The sequence below is a fragment of the Ochrobactrum sp. 19YEA23 genome (assembly GCF_029909865.1).
Classification (GTDB): Bacteria; Pseudomonadota; Alphaproteobacteria; order Rhizobiales; family Rhizobiaceae; genus Brucella; species Brucella gambitense.
The window spans coordinates 665,017-685,282 of record NZ_JASAMQ010000001.1 but is presented as its reverse complement, the minus strand read 5'-3'; the positions used below and the strand labels follow the sequence as shown (position 1 = coordinate 685,282).

Sequence of the window (20,266 nt, the reverse complement as noted above, 5' to 3'; positions counted from 1 at the left end):
CCGGAAAACCGTTTTCCCCGACCAGAACACGCGTGACGACAAACCTTTATGCCTCAGTCGAAATCAGCGTCGGCGTCTTTACGTAGCTTCTCATATGCCCATATCATGGATTGATATAAACGAAAGGGAATTGCCGTGGGTGACAGTTCGAAGACAGCTAACAAAAAGAACGACAAAAAAAGCGATACTCCAGCCGCCGATAAGCCCATCAAGCTGAAGCTCGATGGCGAAACCCGCAAATTCGATATCAACGATCCCAAGCTGCCCAACTGGATCGACGATCAGGCTCTGCAATCGGGCGGTTATCCCTATTCGTCCAGGATGAAGAACGATGAATATGAGGCGACGCTCGAACGCCTGCAGATTGAGCTCGTCAAACTGCAATACTGGCTGCAATCGACCGGCGGGCGCGTCATCAGCGTTTTTGAAGGGCGCGATGCGGCTGGCAAGGGCGGAACGATCTTTACAATCCGCGAATTCATGAACCCGCGTACTGCGCGCAATGTGGCCCTGCCGAAGCCGACGCCGACCGAAAGCGGCCAGTGGTATTTTCAGCGCTATGTCGCCCATTTCCCGACGGCGGGCGAATTCGTCACCTTCGACCGTTCCTGGTACAACCGGGCCGGTGTCGAAGCCGTGATGGGCTTCTGCACTCCGGCGCAGCTGGAAATCTTCCTGACGGAAACGCCGGATTTCGAGCGCATGATCGTGACGGACGGCATCCACCTGTTCAAGTTCTGGCTCGATATCGGCCAGGAAATGCAGCTGAAGCGCTTCCATGAGCGCCGCCACAGCGCGCTCAAGAGCTGGAAATTCTCCCCGATGGACGTGGCCGGTATTTCGCGCTGGGATGATTATTCCGCAGCGCTCCACACCATGCTTGAGCGTACCGACAGCGGCTATGCGCCATGGACCATCGTGCGTTCCAACGACAAGCGGCGCGCCCGGCTGGCCGCCATCCGGCGCATCCTTTTGACCCTGCCCTATGACGGCCGTGATCTCGACGCCATCGGCCCGGAAGATCAGTCCATTATCGGTCGCGGTTCGGCATTCATCACGCAGTCGTCGACACCCAAATAAAAGATGCTCGGCCTGTGCGGGGTTTTCTCCCAGAGATGGGGTTTGCGCACCAGCTGCCACAAAGCCCGCCAGGCCGAGAGCGAAATCAACACCCAATAGACCGGTATTCCCGGCAGATAGGCATAACCACCGCGCTCTGTCGGCTCCATGGTTTTTGCGCCGAGCAGATAGAAGCTGAGATAGGCCAGCAGAATATTCACCACATCCAGCACCAGCAGCGAAAGGCTGCTTGGCGTCAGCGGCTGCATGACCAGTTTGACCATCAGAACGGCAAGCGTCACCAGCATGATCGGATGCAACAGCGCTGAGCTGATGATGCCGAGCGTATAAATCTGGTTGATGGCAAAGCGCCACCCGCCAAGCTGGCGCAGCGCCGTATAAGGGTCGCGGGCATGCACCAGCCAAGTCTGTATCCAGCCTTTGATCCAGCGCGTGCGCTGCTTGCGCCAGACATCGTAATCCTCCGGCGCGTCCTCGACTGTGCCGCGACTGATGGTGCCGATGCTATATCCATAGCGCGCCAGACGAATGCCGAGATCGGCATCTTCGGTTACGTTGAAAGCATCCCAGCCGCCGACTTCTTCCAGACATGACCGGCGAAAATGATTGGACGTGCCGCCAAGCGGAATGACCAACCCCTGCCCGGCCAGCCAGGGCAGAAGCCCGCGAAACAGCGCCGAATATTCGAAGGCAAACATGCGTGTCAGGAGATTGTGTCGAAAATTGCCGATAATCAGCGGGGCCTGAACGCAGGCAAGCTGTCCGCCATTGCGCAGGAAAGCCTGCCATGCCTCGCGCAACTGATCGGGATGCGGGCGATCCTCGGCATCGAACACCGCGACAATCTCGCCGCGCACAAATTGCAAAGCATAGTTTAGCGCGTTCGGCTTGGTGCGCGGGCCGCCCGGCGGCACGGGAATGACCTCGAAATTGGCAGGCAGATGCTGGCGTTCAATCGCATCGCGTGTCTCGTAATCATCTTCCTCGCAGACGAGTTTGATCTCCAGCTTGCTGCGTGGCCAGTGGATACCATTGAGCGCGGTAATCAGCTGGCCGATCACCTCTTTTTCCCGATAAAGCGGCACAAGCACGGAATAGACCGGCAAATCCCGTTTCTTCAGCGGCAAGATATCCACGAAGCACAGACGGCCGCCCGTCGTCACGGCAAACAGCCGGATCAAAACGCAGCCGAAAAAGAACAATGTCATCAGGACATGCATCGCCAGAAATGTCTGCAGAGGCCAGTTGATGATAGCGGCGATCAGCAGATAAAGCGCCATCGCGATGCCGAAGGCCTGCCAGCTATGCAGAACGCGTGCAGCTGAAAGGGATTGCGGTGTCATCTGTCGGGCACGGTCAATCAGCCGCGCGCTGTAACGCCGACGCAGGATTTGCCTGAGAAGTGTGGGGGTACAGATACGGATGCGTTTGCGCAGTGATGGATTGGCACGCACATGCTCAAGCAGGCTCCTGATCCGATGCTCCGTTGGCGCAATATAAAGATATGTCGTGCCGTCCTGCCCGATGGTCGTGACCTGCGCAATGTCGGTGAGATTGTGCAAGGCGTATTCATCGGAAATGAACACGCGCGATGGCAGCAGCTCCTGCGTAAAATCCAGACCCAGCAAATCCGCAATCGCTTCGAAAACAGCGGTTTCGCTGACGCCCGGCTGCTGGACAAGCTCCGTGCAAAATGTGGTCCCATTGCGCACCGCTTCGCCATAAGCCCCCAGGAGCAAGCAACGCGCAATGCCACGACGCTGCAATCTGGCAGATATGGCACCGCATATCTCCAGATCGAAGCCACTCGATCCGCTGTTCATAACGCCCCCCGACGCTGGACAAATGATACTCGATAAATATAGATCAGTAATTCTTGTTTTATTATATCCTAATTATAGAATATATTTATACTTTACTCTATTTCACTTCACTTATTATTGTAAAAATGAAAGTAAAAGAATATTGCAAAAAAGCAACCTGTATTTTGTATGCCGAACAGCATGCAACCCTTGCAAGTTGCGCGTTAACGCGAAATTATGCCGCTCATGATAGGAAGCCTGCCAATGAAACGTTGTTTTTCAAGCTTGGTGATTTTGGCTGGCCTGCTGACGGCAAGCCCGACTGCATTCGCGCAGACGGCGCCGTCCGCCCCGGATTTTTTCAACCAGAAGGAACGCCTGCCTTTGCCATCGCTGCAAAAGCTGACGCGACTGCGGTTCATCACCACGGTGGATTTTCCGCCCTTCAACATGCTCAATAATCAGGGGCAACTCTCCGGCTATAATGTCGATCTGGCCAAGGCGCTCTGCCGCCAGCTCAGCATCGAGGATATTTGCCAGATCGAAGCTGCGCCGTGGAATGAGCTGGAAGATCGTGTGCTGAAAGGCGATGCCGAAGCGATTATCGGCGGCTGGCAGCCCACGGAAGCGCGGCGAAAGGATTTCGTCTTTTCGCGCAGCTATATGCGGCTGCCTGCGCGTTTCGCGACGCAGAACAGCAAGATCTTTGCGCAACCTGCTTCGCTCGCTACACGCGGCAAATCGGTTGGTGTCATTGCCGGCACGGCGCATGAACAGCTTCTCAAGAGCTATTTCCCACAAGCGCAGGCAAAGCCCTATCCCGATCGGGCAGCCATGCTGGCCGACCTCAAAGTCGGCAAGCTCGATAGTGTGTTCGATGACGGCATGACGCTGTCCTTCTGGCTGAACGATGCTGAAAGCGGCAATTGCTGCACCTCGACCGATGGCCCCTATCTTGCGCCGCAATATCTCGGACCCGGCCTCAGCATTGCCGTCTCCCGCGACGACGCCGCTATCGCCAGCGCCTTCAACAATGCCCTGCAAGCCTTGCAGCAAAAGGGCGTCCTGACCGAGCTTTATCTGCGTTATTTTCCGACCAGCTTTTACTGACAATCACTTCAATCCGGCTGAAGCGACTCAAGCGGAATGCCCGCCGCTCGACTATCGCCCTATGCGTACTCTCGACAGCGCCAAACCAGCGCTCGGGCATGCGTGCCATTTTGACGCAGATTGCTCGTGAATCGATTTCGAATTTCAGAAAGTTTTGAAACTTCGGATATAACAATACTTACAGTAATAAAGTAAAAATGTTTAATATCAAGCATTTTTGGAGGATTTTGGTGCTACTCAGGCTGATAAAGCAGCCAATATCAAGCATTTATGCGCCGCTTTTACCACAAACATAAGTTAAAATACATCGATTTATTTTGACTTGAAGAAATAAGCCCTCGATCCCTAATCTGGCATGGGGAGAAGGAGGATTTATACGATGTTTGATGGCGTTCCTGCACAATGGCACAAAGCTCCGGAACAAACCAAACGCTCGCCGAATGAAGCGGCGTATGTCTTTCTGGGGATCATGCTGGCGGCACTGTCCGTACCAGCTGCATTTCTCGGTTGGGCACTGTTTCAAAGCATCGGCTCGCTGCTGCACTGATTAACCTGCAGGCAGAGCATTTCCAGCAAAAGTGCGTAGCGGTTTGAGGAGACTGGCACCTACTGTGAAAGTGTGATCTGTGAGCCAGTGAGAACATCCCGGTGAGGATGTTCGTGAAACAAGATTTCAGCAAACAAAAAGCCCCGCCGGATAAGCGGGGCTTTTGCTTTTTGGGCTGTCAGCGTGGCGGTCAGATGCCGCCACCCGAACCATTCGGCACATCATCCTCGTCATCCTCCGGCTTCTTCGGCGCTTTGCGCGCGATGATGCTGTAGAACATCGGGATGAAGAGCGTTGCAACGAAGGTTGCCACGAGCATACCGCCGATAACGCCGGTACCGATGGAGTGACGGCTGGCCGAGCCTGCGCCCGAGCTGATTGCCAGCGGCACCACGCCGAGAATGAAGGCCAGCGAGGTCATCACAATCGGGCGGAAGCGCAGACGTGCCGCAGACAAGGCCGCATCAAAGGCGGATTTGCCCGTTTCGCGTTCCAGCACGGCAAATTCCACGATCAGAATCGCGTTCTTTGCCGCAAGACCGATGAGTGTCACCAGGCCGATCTGGAAATACACGTCATTGGTCAGCCCGCGCAGATGGGTTGCCAGAAGCGCACCGAAGATCGCGAAAGGCACCGCCGTGATAACAGCCAGCGGCAGGCTCCAGCGCTCATACTGGGCAGCCAGAATGAGGAACACCATCAACAGACCGAAGATCATGGCCTGCGAGCCGGTGCCGCTGGTCGTGACTTCCTGATAGGCGGAACCCGTCCACGCGATCTGGAAACCCTGCGGCAGCACTTCCGCCGCCACTTCCTGCATCGCCTTGATGGCGTCGCCCGACGTGTAGCCTGGAGCCGGATTGCCGGTGACCTTCGCAGCATTGAACGCGTTGAAACGTTCGAGCTGGTCGGGGCCGACGATGCGCTTGACGGTTACGAGTGCACTGAGCGGGATCATGCTGCCGGAATCGGCGCGCACGAACACATGTTTCAGATCGCTCGGATCGCGGCGGAACTCCGCCTCGGACTGCAGATTGACCTGATAGTTACGACCGAACAGCGTGAAGTCGTTGACATAGACACTGCCGAAGGTGGCCTGCATGGCGGTGAACACCGAGTTGATCGGCACGCCCATCGCCTTGGCCTTTTCGCGGTCAAGCTGGATGTCGTATTGCGGAACATTCGGATCGAATGTCGTGCGTACGCCTGCAAGCTCGGGCCGCTTCGCGGCTGCATCGGTGAGCAGCTTCGTCGCATTGGTCAGCGATTCCACGCCACCACCCGTGCGGTCCTGAACATAAAGTTCGAAACCGCCGGTCGTGCTGAGGCCGAGGATCGGCGGCGGATTGAAGGCCAGCACAAGGCCGTCCTTGATCCCCGCATTCATGCCCATGATGGCGCCCGGCAGGTTGCGCGCGTCGAGATCCGGCGTCGTGCGTTCCTTCCAGTCCTTGAGCATGATGAACATGGTGCCTGCACTGGTCTTCAGACCGCCCGACAGGAGGTCATAGCCAGACACGGCAAACACGTTTTCCACCGCCGGATGCTTGCGAATATTCTCGCTCGCCTGATTGAGCACAGCCGTCGTGCGTTCCAGCGAAGCTGCCGGAGGCAAGATGGCGACGCTGAACAGGAAGCCCTGATCTTCATCCGGCAAAAGGGAGCTTGGAACCTTCTGGAACAGAAAATAGGTACTGCCCAAAAGGCCGGCAAAGATCAGCAAGCCGATGGCGACGCGCTTCAGGAAGAAGCGAACGCCAGCCGTATAGCCTTCCGTCACCCGATCGAAGAACCGGTTGAAAATGCGGAACGGCAGGATCGGCTCATGATGTCCGGGCTTCAGGATCAGCGCGCAGAGTGCTGGTGTCAGCGTCAGCGCCACCGTACCGGACAGCACGACCGAAATCGCGATGGTAACGGCGAACTGCTTATACATTTCGCCGACGAGACCGCCCATGAAGGCGACCGGAATGAACACCGCGCAGAGCACGAGAACAATAGCGACAACCGGCCCCGTCACTTCGCCCATGGCCTTGATGGCGGCCTTGCGCGGTGAAAGTTTCTCGGTCGTCATGATACGTTCGACGTTTTCCAACACCACGATGGCGTCATCCACGACGATACCGATGGCGAGCACCAGACCGAACAATGTCAGAAGGTTGATCGAGAAGCCCAGCACATACATGCCCGCAAATGTACCGATGATGGAGATCGGCACCGCGATAACGGGAATAAGTGTTGCGCGCCAGTTCTGCAGAAAGATGAACACCACCAGGACGACGAGGATGATAGCCTCGATGAAGGTGTGGATCACTTCCTCGACCGAGACCTTGATGAACTTGGTCGTATCGAACGGGATCGAATAGTTGATGCCCGCCGGGAAGCTGGTTTTCAGCTCATCCATACGATTCTGGATGAGTTCCATCGTGTTGAGCGCGTTTGCGCCCGGCTGCAGATAAACCGCAATCGGAACGGCGGGCGTTCCATTGAGATTACTGTCAACCAGATAGCTTTCTGTGCCCAGTTCAACGCGCGCCACATCTTTCAGACGCAGCGTCGCCGCATTGGGACTGGAACGCAGAATGATGTTTTCAAAAGCCTTTGTATCCGGCAGACGGCCTTGCGTCGTCGCCGTATAGGTGAACGGACCTGCCTGCGGATCGGGCTGATCGCCAAAGCGACCCGCTGCAAACTGGGCATTCTGTTCCTGAATGGCGGTCTGAACATCAGATGGCGTCAGATTATACTGGGCCAGCTTGTCCGGGCGCAGCCAGATACGCATCGAATAATCGATATTGCCGAGCAGCTGTACGTCGCCCACACCCGACAGACGCTTGAGATCGTCGATGACGTTCAAAAGCGCATAGTTACCGACATAGGTGCGATCATAACGGCCATTCTCGGCGAACATGGCGACCATGCCCAGAATGGTGGTGGAACGCTTGTCCACGGTCACGCCGAGACGCTGCACTTCCTGTGGAAGCGAAGAGGTCGCGCGCTGAACGCGGTTGTTCACGTTGATCGTGGCCTGATCCGGGTCGGTGCCCAGTGCAAAGGTCACGGTCAGCTGCATGGTGCCGCTGCCAAGGCTCGAGGACTGCATATAGAGCATGTTCTCGACGCCGTTGATCTGCTGCTCAAGCGGAGCGGCGACGGTTTGCGTCACCGTTTCCGCGCTTGCACCCGGATAGGTCGCGGTGACCACCACCTGCGGCGGCGTCAGCTCCGGATACTGCGCAATCGGCAGAATGCGGATGCAGATAAGCCCCGCAAGCACAAGCACAATGGATATGACCGCCGCAAAAACGGGGCGGTCTACGAAAAACTTATTCATTTGTTGCCTGCCGCCTGTTCCTTGCCAGCTTCAGCCGACGATGCTTCCTTGTTGCCGGCCGCAGCAGCGTCGACAGGTTGCACCTTGGCGCCCGGATGTGCCTTGATGACGCCTTCCGTCACAACGCGGTCACCTTCCTTGAGGCCGTCGGAGATCAGCCATTCATCGGTAAGCTCGCGGGCGACCGTGACCGGGCGCACCTCCACGACATCGTCCTTGTTCACGACATAGACGAATTGCAGCTGCGGGCCCTGCATCAAGGCGGCCTTCGGGATCGTTACGGCGTTTTTCACCTGGATGCCGAGGATAACGGCTCGCACGAACTGACCCGGGATCAGACGGCGATCCGGGTTCTGGACCACGGCGCGGGCGCCGAGCGTTCCGGTTTCGGTATCGAGCGAGGACGAGGTGAAGTCGATCGTGCCTTCATGATCATAGGCCTGACCGTCGCCGAACAGGATCTTGATCTTGAGACGGTCGGCATCTTCACCGGTCGCACCGCGTTCGGCGCGCAGTTTCTGGATTTCGGCGGCTTCCGTATCGGTGAACGAGAAGTTCACATAGACCGGATCAAGCTGCGTGATCGAGGTCAGAAGGCTGGACGTCGCATCGGTGCCGATAAGGCTGCCCTCGGACACCTGCTCCTGGCTAGTGATGCCGCTGATCGGCGCGGTCACCTTGGTATAGCTGAGATTGAGTTCAGCGGTACGCAGCTGCGCCTGCGCCGCAGCAACAGCGGCCTTGTTCAGATCGCGGGTCGCAAATGCGGAATCGCGGACTGCGGCGCTCTGCACCTTCTGCTGAACCAGCTGCTCTGCGCGTTCGGCGTCGCGGATGGACTGCTGATACTGCGCCTGGGCCTGAGCAACCTGAGCCTGCGCTTTTTCAAGCTCGGCCTGATAGGGAGCCGGGTCGATTTCGAACAGCACTTCGCCAGCCTTGACTTCGGTGCCTTCGACGAAGTTACGATGCAGCAGGATGCCGCCAACGCGGGCGCGGACCTGCACATTGCGATAGGCGCTGATGCGCGCTGCATATTCATAAGTAACGGGCACGTCGTGCGGTCGGATCGTCACGACTGCAACCTGCGCAGGCGGTGCGCCTGCCGGTGCCTGTGCAAAAACAGGCTGCCCTGCAAAAACAAGAAAAGCGGCTCCCACCGCAAAAAGCCGGATAGAACGATGGATGGTCATGATGGGTGTTGCCCTTGTTGTCGCCCTAGAGATGCCCATAAGGTTTGATGCCCATAAGGTGCGGCCAATTAAACATACATATCTGTTTGTAAACACGATTTGGGATGCTATAGTCAATAAGCTCAAAGGTAGATCACGAATGATTTATCCACGGTACAGCCGAAAAAGCAAGGAAATCCAGCCTTTTCCGGCAGATCGAGACAAATATGCGCCGCACCAAAGCCGAAGCCGCCGAAACGCGGGAAGCCATACTGATAGCCGCCGAGCAGATGTTTCTCGAACGCGGAGTCAATCAGTCATCGCTCATGGAAATAGCATCCCATGCGGGCGTGACCCGTGGGGCAATCTATTTCCACTTTCATGACAAGCTCGACATCTTTCAGGCCATCATCGGTCAGGCGCGGTTTCCGCAAGAAGAGATCATGCTGCAGGCAGCGAGCGTCGATCACCCCAACCCGCTGCATGTGCTTGAACAGTCCATTGTTTCCGCGCTGGAACTCTTCGTGACGAATGAACGCCAGCAGGTCATTTTCACCATCATCAACCAGCGCTGCGAATATGTGGGCGAAATGGCCCCGGTGGTGGAGCGCATCAAGGAAGCACGCGACAATGTGCTGTCGCTTTTCACCGGCCTTCTGGATGTGGCCGAGCGGCGCGGCGAACTTTCTCCGGAATGGACTGCCAGTACGGCAGCCCCGATCTTGCTCGCAATTGTCAGCGGGTTGCTCAATGAGTGGCTGCGCAGCGAAAAGAATTTCGATCTGGTGACCGGCGGCAGCAAGGCCGTAAGAACGCATATTCAGTCCTTGCGCAGAACCGATTGAGACCGGCTGGGAGCAGAAAACACTGCATTTCGGCTCTCAATCTTACCGTTTTGATCACGACCGACTGCATTCTTGATACAGACGGGCCGTTATAATCCAGCCGGCACTAAAGTGTTTCAGGAAGACTCGACACATCAATATTTTACGTTTACGTCAATGTAAGCCTTGCGAAGATGTGGAAACTCGACCACATTATTCTTGAGGAAGCGGCCCGAGAGGACGGGTAAGTTTGGGAGATCGGCGGAGAAGTTTCCGCCAGAGCATTTCCAGCAAAAGTGCGAAGCGGTTTTGCGTCGGATAATGCGTAAAAAAACAGATAGAGCGGTTAGGACGATTCAGCCTTCGCTGAAACCGCTCTGGATGCAACGGACGGAGCAATCCGGGGAGAAAAGATGGCAAAAAAAGCGACAGGGCAAAGCGCATCCGCAACCGAAGCCGTCACGACGGAGCAGGTTAATCCTGCACCCGGACAGCCGAACCGGTATTGGTTGCAATCCTATCCGGCTGGTGTTCCCGCCGAGATTGATCTCAACCGCTCGACGTCCATCGGCGACATGATCACCACCGCCTGCCGCCAGTTTCCCGCCAATCCCGCCTTCACCTGCATGGGCAAGGACCTGACCTATAAGGCGCTCGATGACAATGCGCGGGCGCTCGCGGCTTTCCTGCAATCGCGTGGTCTGGTCAAGGGCGACCGTGTCGCCATCATGATGCCGAACGTGCTGCAATATCCCATTGCGATTGCCGCCGTGCTGCGCGCCGGTTTTGTCGTGGTGAATGTCAATCCGCTTTATACGCCGCGCGAACTGGAACATCAGCTTAACGATTCCGGCGCAAAGGCGCTGATCGTGCTGGAGAATTTTGCCGCGACCGTTGAAAAGACCCTGCCCTCGGTCAAGCTGTCGACCATCATCGTGGCGTCCATGGGCGATATGCTGGGCCTCAAGGGCCACATCGTCAATCTGGTGGTGCGCAAGGTCAAGAAAATGGTTCCGGCCTGGAACCTTCCTGGCCATATCAGCTTCAAGGATGCTCTGGCGCAGGGCAAGTCGAAGCCCTTCAATCCGGTTCCCGTCGAAGGATCTGACCTCGCCTTCCTGCAATATACTGGCGGCACGACCGGCATTTCCAAGGGAGCGATGCTCACCCACAGCAACATCCTTGCCAATGTCGAGCAGATGGGCGTGTGGACGGAAGTGGCCTTCCGCATCAAGGGCAAGCCGAAAGCGCTGAATTATGTCTGCGCGCTGCCGCTCTATCACATCTTCGCGCTCACGGTGAATGCGATGCTGGGCATGAAGCTTGGCGCGCGCAACATCCTGATCCCCAATCCGCGCGACATTCCGGGCTTTGTGAAGGAACTGAAGAAATATCCGTTCCACATCTTCCCCGGCCTCAACACGCTGTTCAACGGCCTGATGAACAATCCCGATTTCAAAACGCTGGATTTCAAGCCATTGATCCTGACGCTTGGCGGCGGCATGGCCGTGCAGCGCCCGGTGGCCGAACGCTGGCAGGAAATGACCGGCTGCCTGATCACGGAAGGCTATGGCCTTTCGGAGACCTCGCCGGTCGCAAGCGCCAATGCGCTGGATGCAACCGAGTTCAGCGGCACGATCGGCTTGCCGATGCCCTCGACCGACATCACCATCCGCGATGATGACGGCAATGATCTGCCGCTCGGCGAAGTCGGTGAAATCTGCGTGCGCGGCCCGCAGGTCATGAAAGGCTACTGGAACAGGCCCGACGAAACATCGCGCGCCATCATGCCGGACGGCTATTTTCGCACCGGCGACATGGGTTTCATGGACGAGCGCGGCTATACGAAGATCGTCGACCGCAAGAAGGATATGATCCTCGTCTCCGGTTTCAACGTTTATCCGAACGAGATCGAGGAAGTCGCGGCGGAACATCCGGGCATTGTGGAATCGGCCGCCATCGGCGTTCCCAACGAACATTCCGGCGAAGTGGTGAAGCTCTATGTGGTGCGCCGCGATGCCAATCTGACAGCCGATGACGTCAAGGCCTTCTGCGCTGAGCGGCTGACCAACTACAAGCGCCCGCGTGAAATCGAATTCCGCGAAAGCCTGCCAAAGAGCAATGTGGGTAAAATCCTGCGCCGCGAATTGCGCGACTGATCGCCAAAATCAACAGCCGGGGTTCTCGCCCCGGCTTTTCTCTTTCGATCAGGCCGATGGCGGGGCAAGCGGCTGCACGATTTCCTGAAAGGGCGCGAGCGCTTCGCAACGTCCGGCCAGACCTGCCAGCGCCGGATATTTCGCCGTATCGAACAGACGCCCATGGGCCTCGCCAACAAAACGCAGCGCGCAGGCAACCGCAATATCCGCATGGCCGATATCGGTGCCGAACCAGAATGGCGAGCCGCGCAAGGCCAGATCAACTTCCAGACCATCCAGCACGCGAGCGATCTGCATTTGGCATCGCTCCACCCAGACCGGCGACTGTTCGCTGCGCAAAAGCCCCTCATAGAGAAGGCTCACCGCCTTGTCGGCAAGCCCGGTCGCCAGCGCGCAAACCTTCAGCGCCTGACGCCGTTCTAAACCGTGACCGGCAATCAGCGGCTTTCTGGCCTCGGCAATCTCATCGAGATAATCCAGTATCGCCGCACTTTCGATCAGCACTTCGCCGTCATCAAGCAGCAGGGTCGGCACACGGCTGAGCGGGTTATATTCAGCGAGGCGGTCGCGGTCGCCAAATGTGGACCACGGCCAATGCTCGAACGGCAGGCCGTAAAGGCGCATGGCGATTGCGACACGCCGCACAAAGGGAGAATCATACTGGCCGATAAGGATCATGGGCTTAAGCTCGGATGAGGTTCTAACCCGGCTATGCTACCGCAGGACCCCACTTCCGCAAGGGTCACTGCGATGAATTCTTCTGAACGGAAGATCAGAAAACAGAAAGCTTTACGTTATGGCTTTCAGCAGTTCCGGCAGACCTGCAATGGAATCCAGCACGACATCCGCATGCGGTTCCAGCGCTTCACGCGGGCTGTTGCCTGACAGGACGCCGACCGCAAGCCCCGCATCCGCCGCATGGGCGGTTTCGAGATCATGCAGATTATCCCCCACCATGGCGATTTCACGCGGCTCAAGCCCCAGCTTCTCCGCGAAATGCAGCAATGGATCGGGATAGGGTTTTGGCCGTGCCGCCGTGTCATAGCCGATGATCACGTCGAAAAAGCCCTCGATGCCAAGCGCCCTGGCAGTCGCATGGGCGCCCGCCTCGGAATCATTCGTTGCAATGCCGAGCCGATAGCCCATGGCGCGCAGTGCTTCCAGCGTTTCACGCAGGCCTTCGATGGCGACCGCCGAACGCGCGCCCTCCTCGACTGCATAGCGGTCATATTCACCGATCAGGCTGCGCAAATCCGCCTTGTCCAGTTCCGGATGCCAGAGCGAAACGATGTCTTCCACCGTGCCCGCCGCGATCACCGAATTGGCGCGAAAGCGCTTTGCCGTCCAGTCATAGCCACCGGCATCGAGCAGGGAGCGCGCATGCGGTTCATCGCCCTTTGCAGAACGCTGCGCCAGTGTCCACGACACCGAAAACCATGTGCGGTCGAAATCGATCAGCGTGCCGTCCTTATCGAAAAGAACGGCACGGATGTCTTTCAGGCGATCGGCAAAGGGCGTCGCACTCATGCTTCGAGTGCGCCTGCACGCTTCTTGACAGAAGACGGCTTCGCACCGAGCAGTTTCAGAAGATCGTCGCCCCGGCGCACATAGCGCAGCGAGCGGCGCGTCAGGATGCGACCGGCCTGCGGTGCGGTCATGACGATATCGTGTTCCGGTTCGCCCGGCACGGTGACGATCGTGACGAGTTTTGCGCCTGCTTCCACCACATCGCCCGGCTCGACATGGAAGAACACCATGCCGCCTTGCGGCGCACGGACCATTTCAACATTCGAGAGCGGCGAGATGAGGCCCTTATAGTCGAGGTCGAGCTTGACGCTCTCGTCGCGAATGACGCCGCGATGCACGAGGAACTTATAGAGACCTTCCCCGTCGCCCTTGCCCATATCGGCATAAACATCGGTCAGGCCGCGGAATTCCACCGTGGTCACTGCGCGGCGCTTCATATCGCGCTTGTCTTTCGGCAGTTGCAGAACGGGATGCGCGCAGGCTTCCTCGAAAGCGGCATCCGCCGTGGTGTCCCAGGCAAGGATTGCCGTGGAATTGAGCGCGACGGCCAGATCCTTCATGTCTTCCACGAAATCATCCGCGATATAGACATAGTTTTCGCTCTCGTCGTCGCAATGCAGATCGAGCACGATGTCGTTCGGCAGAGCTAGCTTCAAAAGCGTCGCCTTGAGGCGCTTGGCCAGCGCTTCCGGCGCGTCGGGACCGGGCAGTTCCGACGTGTCGAAATCGGGCAGAAGCGGGAATGCACGATTGAAGTTCACCGCCGAGAACATCTCGAAACGGCCCTGATGCTGATAGGTCTGCCACTGGTTCGAGCCAATCGGATTGGCCTGCGGCACTACGGTGATGTTGCCCAGAATGCGACCTTCTTCGCCAGCCTTTTTGAGCATCGGGATAAGGAAATGAAGTGCAGCCTGCCCTGGCAGTTCCGAACCGTGCAGCGAGGATTGCAGATAAGCGGTCGGCGCATCGCCGCCCTTGCCCGCAAAGCGCAACACGCGCAGTTCGATAGCATTGCCCGGCACGTCGCCCGCAAATTTGATGATCTCAGTCTTCATTTCTCATCCCATTTCATTTTTATACGAATGGAGCCGGGTCTGGTACAAACCCGGCTCCACATCATTTCTATAACGCAGGATTACGGCGTCAAGCTTTGCGTCGTGCGTGCAGATGCGCGACGAGACCTTGCGTCGACGCGTCGCGACCGCCAGCCGATTCCTTGCCGGAAACCACCGGCAGCAATTCGGTCGCAAGTTCCTTGCCCAGTTCCACGCCCCACTGGTCGAAAGCATTGATGCCGAAAATCTGCGCTTCGACGAACACGCGATGTTCATAAAGCGCGACGAGGCGACCCAGCGCATAGGGATCGAGCATATCGTGAACCAGCGTCAGCGACGGGCGATTTCCGGAGAATACACGATGCGGCGCAATGCGTTCGACATCGGCTTCCGGCATTTTCTTCGCCTGCAACTGGGCACGGGCTTCGTCCAGCGTACGGCCCTTCATCAGCGCTTCCGACTGCGCGAGGCAGTTGGCCAACAGCATTTCGTGCTGATTGTCGAGCGCCGGTTCATGGCCCTTCGCCGCCACGATGAATTCCAGCGGAATCGTATCCGTGCCCTGATGCAGAAGCTGGAAGAAAGCGTGCTGGCCGTTGGTGCCGGGCTCACCCCAGACAACCGGACCTGTCGGGCCGGAAACCGGCTTGCCGTCCACGGTCACGCTCTTGCCGTTCGATTCCATGTCGAGCTGCTGGAAATAGGCCGCAAGGCGCGACAGACGCTGATCGTAAGGGATGATCGCCCGGCTGCCATAGCCACAGATCGCGCGGTGCCAATAGCCGATCAGGCCGAGCCACATTGGCAGATTCTTCTCCATCGGCGCATCGCGGAAATGCACGTCCATGGCGTGGGCACCGGCGAGGAACTTGCGGAAATTATCGGGGCCGACGGCGATCATCACCGGCAGGCCAATAGCAGACCATACCGAATAGCGACCGCCCACCCAGTCCCAGAAACCGAACACGCGCTCTTCGGCAATGCCGAAGGCCGCAACCTTGTCGAGCGCCGTCGACACGGCGGCGAAATGCGCACCCACGGCAGCTTCGCCCAGCGCATCGGCAATCCATTTGCGCGCCGTCTGCGCATTGGTCATGGTTTCGATGGTCGTGAACGTCTTCGACGCGATGATGATCAGCGTTGTCGCCGGATCGAGCGGTGCCAGCGTGTCGGCGATATGTGCGCCGTCGATGTTGGAAACGAAATGCGCGCGCGGACCATCGTGATAAGGCGCCAGCGCCAGCGTGGCCATGACCGGGCCAAGGTCAGAACCACCAATGCCGATATTGACGATATCGGTGATCTTCTTACCCGTCGCGCCCTTCAGCGCGCCGGAACGGATGCCGTCCGCAAAGGCCGCCATGCGATCCAGAACCTGCTTCACGTCCGGCAGCACATTGTGACCGTCGACGAGCACTTCCTTCGACGACGTATCGCGCAGGGCCACATGCAGCACGGCGCGGTCTTCAGTGTTGTTGATATGCTCGCCCGCGAACATGGCGGCGCGGCGGCCTTCCACATCGGCGGCCTCTGCCAGTTCCTTCAGCAGCGCAATGGTCTCGTCATTGACCCGGCATTTCGACCAGTCGAACAAGAGATCATCCAGCGAGAGCGAATAACGCTCGAACCGGCCCGGATCGGATTGAAATGCCGCGCGCATGTCGTGCGGGGCGTTCTCCGTCCAATGCTTTTTCAGCTTAGCGACCGTTGCTTCAAGCTTCGTCGCGTCTCTTGCCATGATGCTACTCCCGAATCAAATCGATTTAATCGCGGATATTAGGGCAGTTTAAGAAAGTTTGTGGCAATTAGAGCGCATTGATCCGATTAAATAGGATCAGCGCTCTAACCATTTGTTTTTACGCACATCTTTTCCGAAAACCGTTTCACACTTTTCGGGATGTGCTTAAAATCACCGAAACTTACTATTTGGATAGATTGCCATATACATCTTATCAATCAAATTACATTGATAGCAGGACGCGTCTGGAGAAAGCATGGACCTGACCGGTGAAGAACGCATAGCAGCGCCAAGACAGGCGGTGTGGGACGCGCTGAACGACATTGAGACGCTGAGAGACTGCATCCCCGGCTGCGAAGACATCGAGCGTCTCTCGCCAACTGAAATCCGCGCTGCGCTCAAGGTCAATCTTGGCATTGTCAAAGTCCGGTTCCACGGCATGCTGGAACTGTCCAACATGAACCCGCCGGCCTCCTATACGATTTCCGGCCATGGTGAGGGTTCGATTGCCGGTTTTGCGCACGGCGTGACCGATGTGACGCTGACCGAAGATGGCGACGAAACCATCCTGTCCTATGCCATACGCGGTGATGCGGGCGGCAAAATTGCCCAGCTCGGCACCCGGCTGCTCGGCTCGGTCGCGCGCAAGGTTGCAGACCGGTTCTTCGCCAGTATTGCCGAAGCCGCATCCGGCAAAGCGGCAAAAACCGCATAATTTCAATCCATCTGTCTGCCTTAAAAAGCGGTGCCTCGCACCGCCTATTTCTTGACGTCCGGAATCATAAATTGACCAGATGATAAAAAATTTGACCTTCCGAAAAAATCTGTCATCCTACCCTTAACCGGAGCAGGCAACAGCAAGATTGCAGCCCGGACATGAGCGGCATTGCGCAAAGGGAACCCGCGTGTCGCATAGAGCACCGAGGCGTCTGCAGGGACGCACAAAGGTCGCTCTGAAGCATTTCTACGCATCGTGATTTCCAAAGGTCGATCCCGATTTTTGGGCCAATACTGTAGATAAAAATGGGAGATGCGATCCATGAATCCTTCCACGAGGGGATCCGCAGGCAGTTCATCCATTGATGCAGAAGCGGGCCACACGCCTGACATTCACGGCGCGCGTCTCGCCGCCGGTGAATATGCGCATGTGTTTGACGATCTGCATCCGCCGCTGACGCGGCACGAAGCCATTGTCGAATCCGACCGTTGCTATTTCTGCTATGACGCGCCGTGCATGAATGCCTGCCCGACCGGCATCGACATTCCGCTGTTCATCCGGCAGATCAATGCCGGCAATCCGGTCGGCGCGGCCAAAACCATCCTGAGCGAAAACATTCTCGGCGGCATGTGCGCCCGCGTCTGCCCCACCGAAACGCTGTGCGAAGAAGTCTGCGTGCGCGAAACGGCCGAGGGCAAGCCGGTCAAGATCGGCAATCTGCAACGCTATGCCACCGATGTTCTGATGGCTGAGGGCAAGCAGCCCTTCAAGCGCGGACCGGACACCGGCAAGCATATCGCCGTGGTCGGCGCTGGTCCTGCCGGTCTTTCGGCAGCGCATCGTCTGGCCATGAAAGGCCATCAGGTCACCGTGTTCGAAGCCCGCCCTAAGGGCGGCGGCCTCAACGAATATGGTATTGCGGCCTACAAGACCGTCAATAATTTCGCCCAGCGCGAACTGGAATTCGTGCTGGAAATCGGCGGCATCACCGTCGAGTACAACCAGACACTCGGCCAGGATATCACCATCGAAGCGCTGAAAGCGGGCCACGATGCGGTGTTCCTCGGCATGGGCCTGCCGGGCGTGAACGATCTTGGCCTTGCTGGCGAAGATGCGCCCAATGTTCTCGACGCGGTCGATTACATCGCCAATCTGCGTCAGGCGAAGGACCTGTCCACTCTCCCTGTTGGTCGCAATGTGGTCGTCATCGGCGGCGGCATGACGGCAATCGATGTCGCAATCCAGACCAAGAAGCTTGGCGCGGAAAATGTCACCGTCGTCTATCGGCGCGGTCAGGAAAGCATGAATGCCAGCGCTTACGAACAGGAACTGGCGCAGATCCATGGCGTCGCGATCCGGCACTGGCTGCAACCCCATGCGCTGGACCGCAGCGGCGACGGCACCGTGCATGCGGTGACCTTTGAATATACCGGCAACCAGGACGGCAAGCTTGTCGGCATGGGTGAATATCTGACGCTTGAAGCCGATCAGGTCTTCAAAGCCATCGGCCAGACATTCGATCCAGAACCGCTGCGCGGCTCCGGCATCGGTATGGCCAAGGGCCGGATCAGCGCGGATGCGGAAGGCCGCACTTCGGTTGAAGGCATCTGGGCAGGTGGCGATTGCGTTGCAGGCGGTCAGGACCTGACGGTCGCATCGGTCGAGGCGGGCAAGGTTGCCGCCGAATCGATCCATGCGGCGCTGACGCGGCGTCCGCAGCCAGTGGAAGGTTTCGCAGAAGCCGTGCTTTCCGGCGGCGCGCATCACACGACAGCATCCCCGCGGGACAGAAGCGTTCCATCCGATCAATGGGCAACGACCCAGCTTGGCAACGAGCAAGGCTGAGGAGGTTCAAGACATGGCTGATCTTTCAACGAATTTTCTCGGCATCAAATCCCCCAATCCTTTCTGGCTGGCTTCGGCCCCGCCAACCGACAAGGCCTATAATGTCGAGCGCGCCTTCAAGGCGGGCTGGGGCGGCGTCGTGTGGAAGACGCTGGGGTCGGAAGGCCCGCCAGTGGTCAATGTCAACGGCCCACGCTATGGCGCGATCCATGGCGCAGACCGGCGGCTTCTCGGCCTCAACAACATCGAGCTGATTACCGACCGCCCGCTGGAGGTCAATCTGCGCGAGATGAAAGAGGTGAAGATGCGCTGGCCGGACCGCGCGCTGATCGCCTCGATCATGGTGCCTTGCGAGGAGGAAGCCTGGAAGGCGATCCTGCCTCTGGTCGAGGAAACCGGCGCGGACGGCATCGAGCTGAACTTCGGCTGCCCGCATGGCATGAGCGAACGCGGCATGGGTGCGGCTGTCGGTCAGGTGCCGGAATATGTCGCGATGGTCGTCAAATGGTGCAAGCAATATAGCCGCATGCCGGTGATCACCAAGCTGACACCCAACATCACCGACATTCGCAAGCCAGCGCGCGGCGCTCATGCAGCGGGAACCGATGCCGTATCGCTGATCAACACGATCAACTCCATCGTCTCGGTCGATCTCGACCGCATGTCGCCGGTGCCGTCGATTGATGGCCGCGGCAGCCATGGCGGCTATTGCGGCCCGGCGGTGAAGCCGATTGCGCTCAACATGGTGGCGGAAATCGCCCGCGATCCCGAAACCCACGGCCTGCCGATTTCAGGCATTGGCGGCATCACGACATGGCGCGATGCGGCAGAGTTCATCGCGCTCGGTTGCGGCACGGTGCAGGTCTGCACGGCGGCTATGACCTACGGGTTCAAGGTCGTGGAGGAAATGATCGACGGCCTGTCGGACTGGATGGATTCGAAGGGCTATGAAACGCTCGATGACTTCCGCGGCATGGCTGTGCCGCAGGTTTCAGACTGGCAATATCTGAACCTGAACTATGTCACCAAGGCGCGCATCGATCAGGATCTCTGCATCAAGTGCGGTCGCTGTCACATTGCCTGCGAGGACACTTCGCATCAGGCGATCACCAATCTCGTCAATGGCGCACGCCATTTCGAGGTGATCGACGAAGAATGCGTCGGCTGCAATCTCTGCGTCAATGTCTGCCCGGTCGAAGACTGCATCACCATGGAGCAGATCGGCGGCGTCGATCCACGCACCAAGGCGCCGATTGCGCCGGATTATGCCAACTGGACAACGCATCCGAACAACCCGATGGCTGTGACAGAAGCGGCGGAGTAAAAAGGGGCCCAATTATATGGGCATGACG

15 protein-coding genes are annotated in these 20,266 nt (G+C 57.9%); 8 read left to right on the top strand and 7 right to left on the bottom strand.

Annotated elements, in window-relative coordinates:
• Positions 1–135: 135 nt before the first annotated feature.
• Complete coding sequence (ppk2, locus tag QBD01_RS03065) at positions 136–1,080, top strand: polyphosphate kinase 2 (RefSeq protein ID WP_280991553.1); 945 nt, start codon at positions 136–138, stop codon at positions 1,078–1,080.
• Here ppk2 and QBD01_RS03060 read toward each other — a convergent pair.
• Positions 1,023–2,903 (bottom strand): glycosyltransferase, encoded by a 1,881-nt coding sequence (locus QBD01_RS03060; RefSeq protein WP_280991552.1) that lies wholly within the window; start codon positions 2,901–2,903, stop codon positions 1,023–1,025. The genes ppk2 and QBD01_RS03060 overlap by 58 nt on opposite strands.
• Positions 2,904–3,146: 243 nt before the next feature.
• On the opposite strand from QBD01_RS03060, the gene QBD01_RS03055 reads away from it, so the two are divergent.
• Positions 3,147–3,992: a transporter substrate-binding domain-containing protein gene (locus QBD01_RS03055; protein WP_280991551.1), complete on the top strand. Its 846-nt coding sequence runs from the start codon at positions 3,147–3,149 to the stop codon at positions 3,990–3,992.
• A 379-nt stretch (positions 3,993–4,371) separates the two neighbouring features.
• On the top strand, positions 4,372–4,539 hold the full coding sequence (locus tag QBD01_RS03050) for a hypothetical protein (RefSeq protein WP_171058783.1): 168 nt from the start codon (positions 4,372–4,374) through the stop codon (positions 4,537–4,539).
• 190 nt (positions 4,540–4,729) lie between these two features.
• Here QBD01_RS03050 and QBD01_RS03045 read toward each other — a convergent pair whose 3' ends face one another.
• Both QBD01_RS03045 and QBD01_RS03040 read right to left on the bottom strand, forming a co-directional pair.
• A complete protein-coding gene (locus QBD01_RS03045; RefSeq protein ID WP_280991550.1) occupies positions 4,730–7,873 on the bottom strand; it encodes an efflux RND transporter permease subunit in 3,144 nt (1,047 codons plus the stop codon).
• Positions 7,870–9,066: an efflux RND transporter periplasmic adaptor subunit gene (locus tag QBD01_RS03040; protein WP_280991549.1), complete on the bottom strand. Its 1,197-nt coding sequence runs from the start codon at positions 9,064–9,066 to the stop codon at positions 7,870–7,872. Before QBD01_RS03040 ends, QBD01_RS03045 begins: the two co-directional genes overlap by 4 nt.
• A gap of 206 nt (positions 9,067–9,272) precedes the next feature.
• Here QBD01_RS03040 and QBD01_RS03035 point away from each other — a divergent pair, with 206 nt between their 5' ends.
• The gene (locus tag QBD01_RS03035; protein WP_280991548.1) at positions 9,273–9,890 is read left to right on the top strand and encodes a TetR family transcriptional regulator; all 618 of its coding nucleotides are present in this window, start codon (positions 9,273–9,275) and stop codon (positions 9,888–9,890) included.
• Positions 9,891–10,282: 392 nt separating this feature from the next.
• Positions 10,283–12,028, top strand: a complete 1,746-nt coding sequence (locus QBD01_RS03030) for a long-chain fatty acid--CoA ligase (RefSeq protein WP_280991547.1) — start codon at positions 10,283–10,285, stop codon at positions 12,026–12,028.
• A 48-nt stretch (positions 12,029–12,076) separates the two neighbouring features.
• Here QBD01_RS03030 and QBD01_RS03025 read toward each other — a convergent pair whose 3' ends face one another.
• The 4 genes from QBD01_RS03025 to pgi all read right to left on the bottom strand — a co-directional run bounded on the left by QBD01_RS03025 (position 12,077) and on the right by pgi (position 16,351).
• Entirely contained in the window at positions 12,077–12,706 is a 630-nt protein-coding gene (locus QBD01_RS03025) for a glutathione S-transferase family protein (protein ID WP_280991546.1), read from the bottom strand.
• A 111-nt stretch (positions 12,707–12,817) separates the two neighbouring features.
• Complete coding sequence (locus QBD01_RS03020) at positions 12,818–13,555, bottom strand: HAD family hydrolase (protein WP_280991545.1); 738 nt, start codon at positions 13,553–13,555, stop codon at positions 12,818–12,820.
• Complete coding sequence (locus QBD01_RS03015) at positions 13,552–14,613, bottom strand: succinylglutamate desuccinylase/aspartoacylase family protein (protein ID WP_280991544.1); 1,062 nt, start codon at positions 14,611–14,613, stop codon at positions 13,552–13,554. The genes QBD01_RS03020 and QBD01_RS03015 overlap by 4 nt, the downstream gene beginning before the upstream one ends.
• Positions 14,614–14,701: 88 nt before the next feature.
• A complete protein-coding gene (pgi, locus tag QBD01_RS03010) occupies positions 14,702–16,351 on the bottom strand; it encodes a glucose-6-phosphate isomerase (protein ID WP_280991543.1) in 1,650 nt (549 codons plus the stop codon).
• A 256-nt stretch (positions 16,352–16,607) separates the two neighbouring features.
• Here pgi and QBD01_RS03005 point away from each other — a divergent pair, with 256 nt between their 5' ends.
• From QBD01_RS03005 to preA, 3 genes are all read left to right on the top strand, one after another.
• Positions 16,608–17,066 (top strand): carbon monoxide dehydrogenase subunit G, encoded by a 459-nt coding sequence (locus QBD01_RS03005; protein WP_182519280.1) that lies wholly within the window; start codon positions 16,608–16,610, stop codon positions 17,064–17,066.
• Positions 17,067–17,390: 324 nt separating this feature from the next.
• Positions 17,391–18,914: an NAD(P)-dependent oxidoreductase gene (locus QBD01_RS03000; protein ID WP_392391305.1), complete on the top strand. Its 1,524-nt coding sequence runs from the start codon at positions 17,391–17,393 to the stop codon at positions 18,912–18,914.
• A gap of 13 nt (positions 18,915–18,927) precedes the next feature.
• Positions 18,928–20,238, top strand: a complete 1,311-nt coding sequence (gene preA, locus QBD01_RS02995; RefSeq protein ID WP_078337885.1) for an NAD-dependent dihydropyrimidine dehydrogenase subunit PreA — start codon at positions 18,928–18,930, stop codon at positions 20,236–20,238.
• Positions 20,239–20,266: the final 28 nt, after the last annotated feature.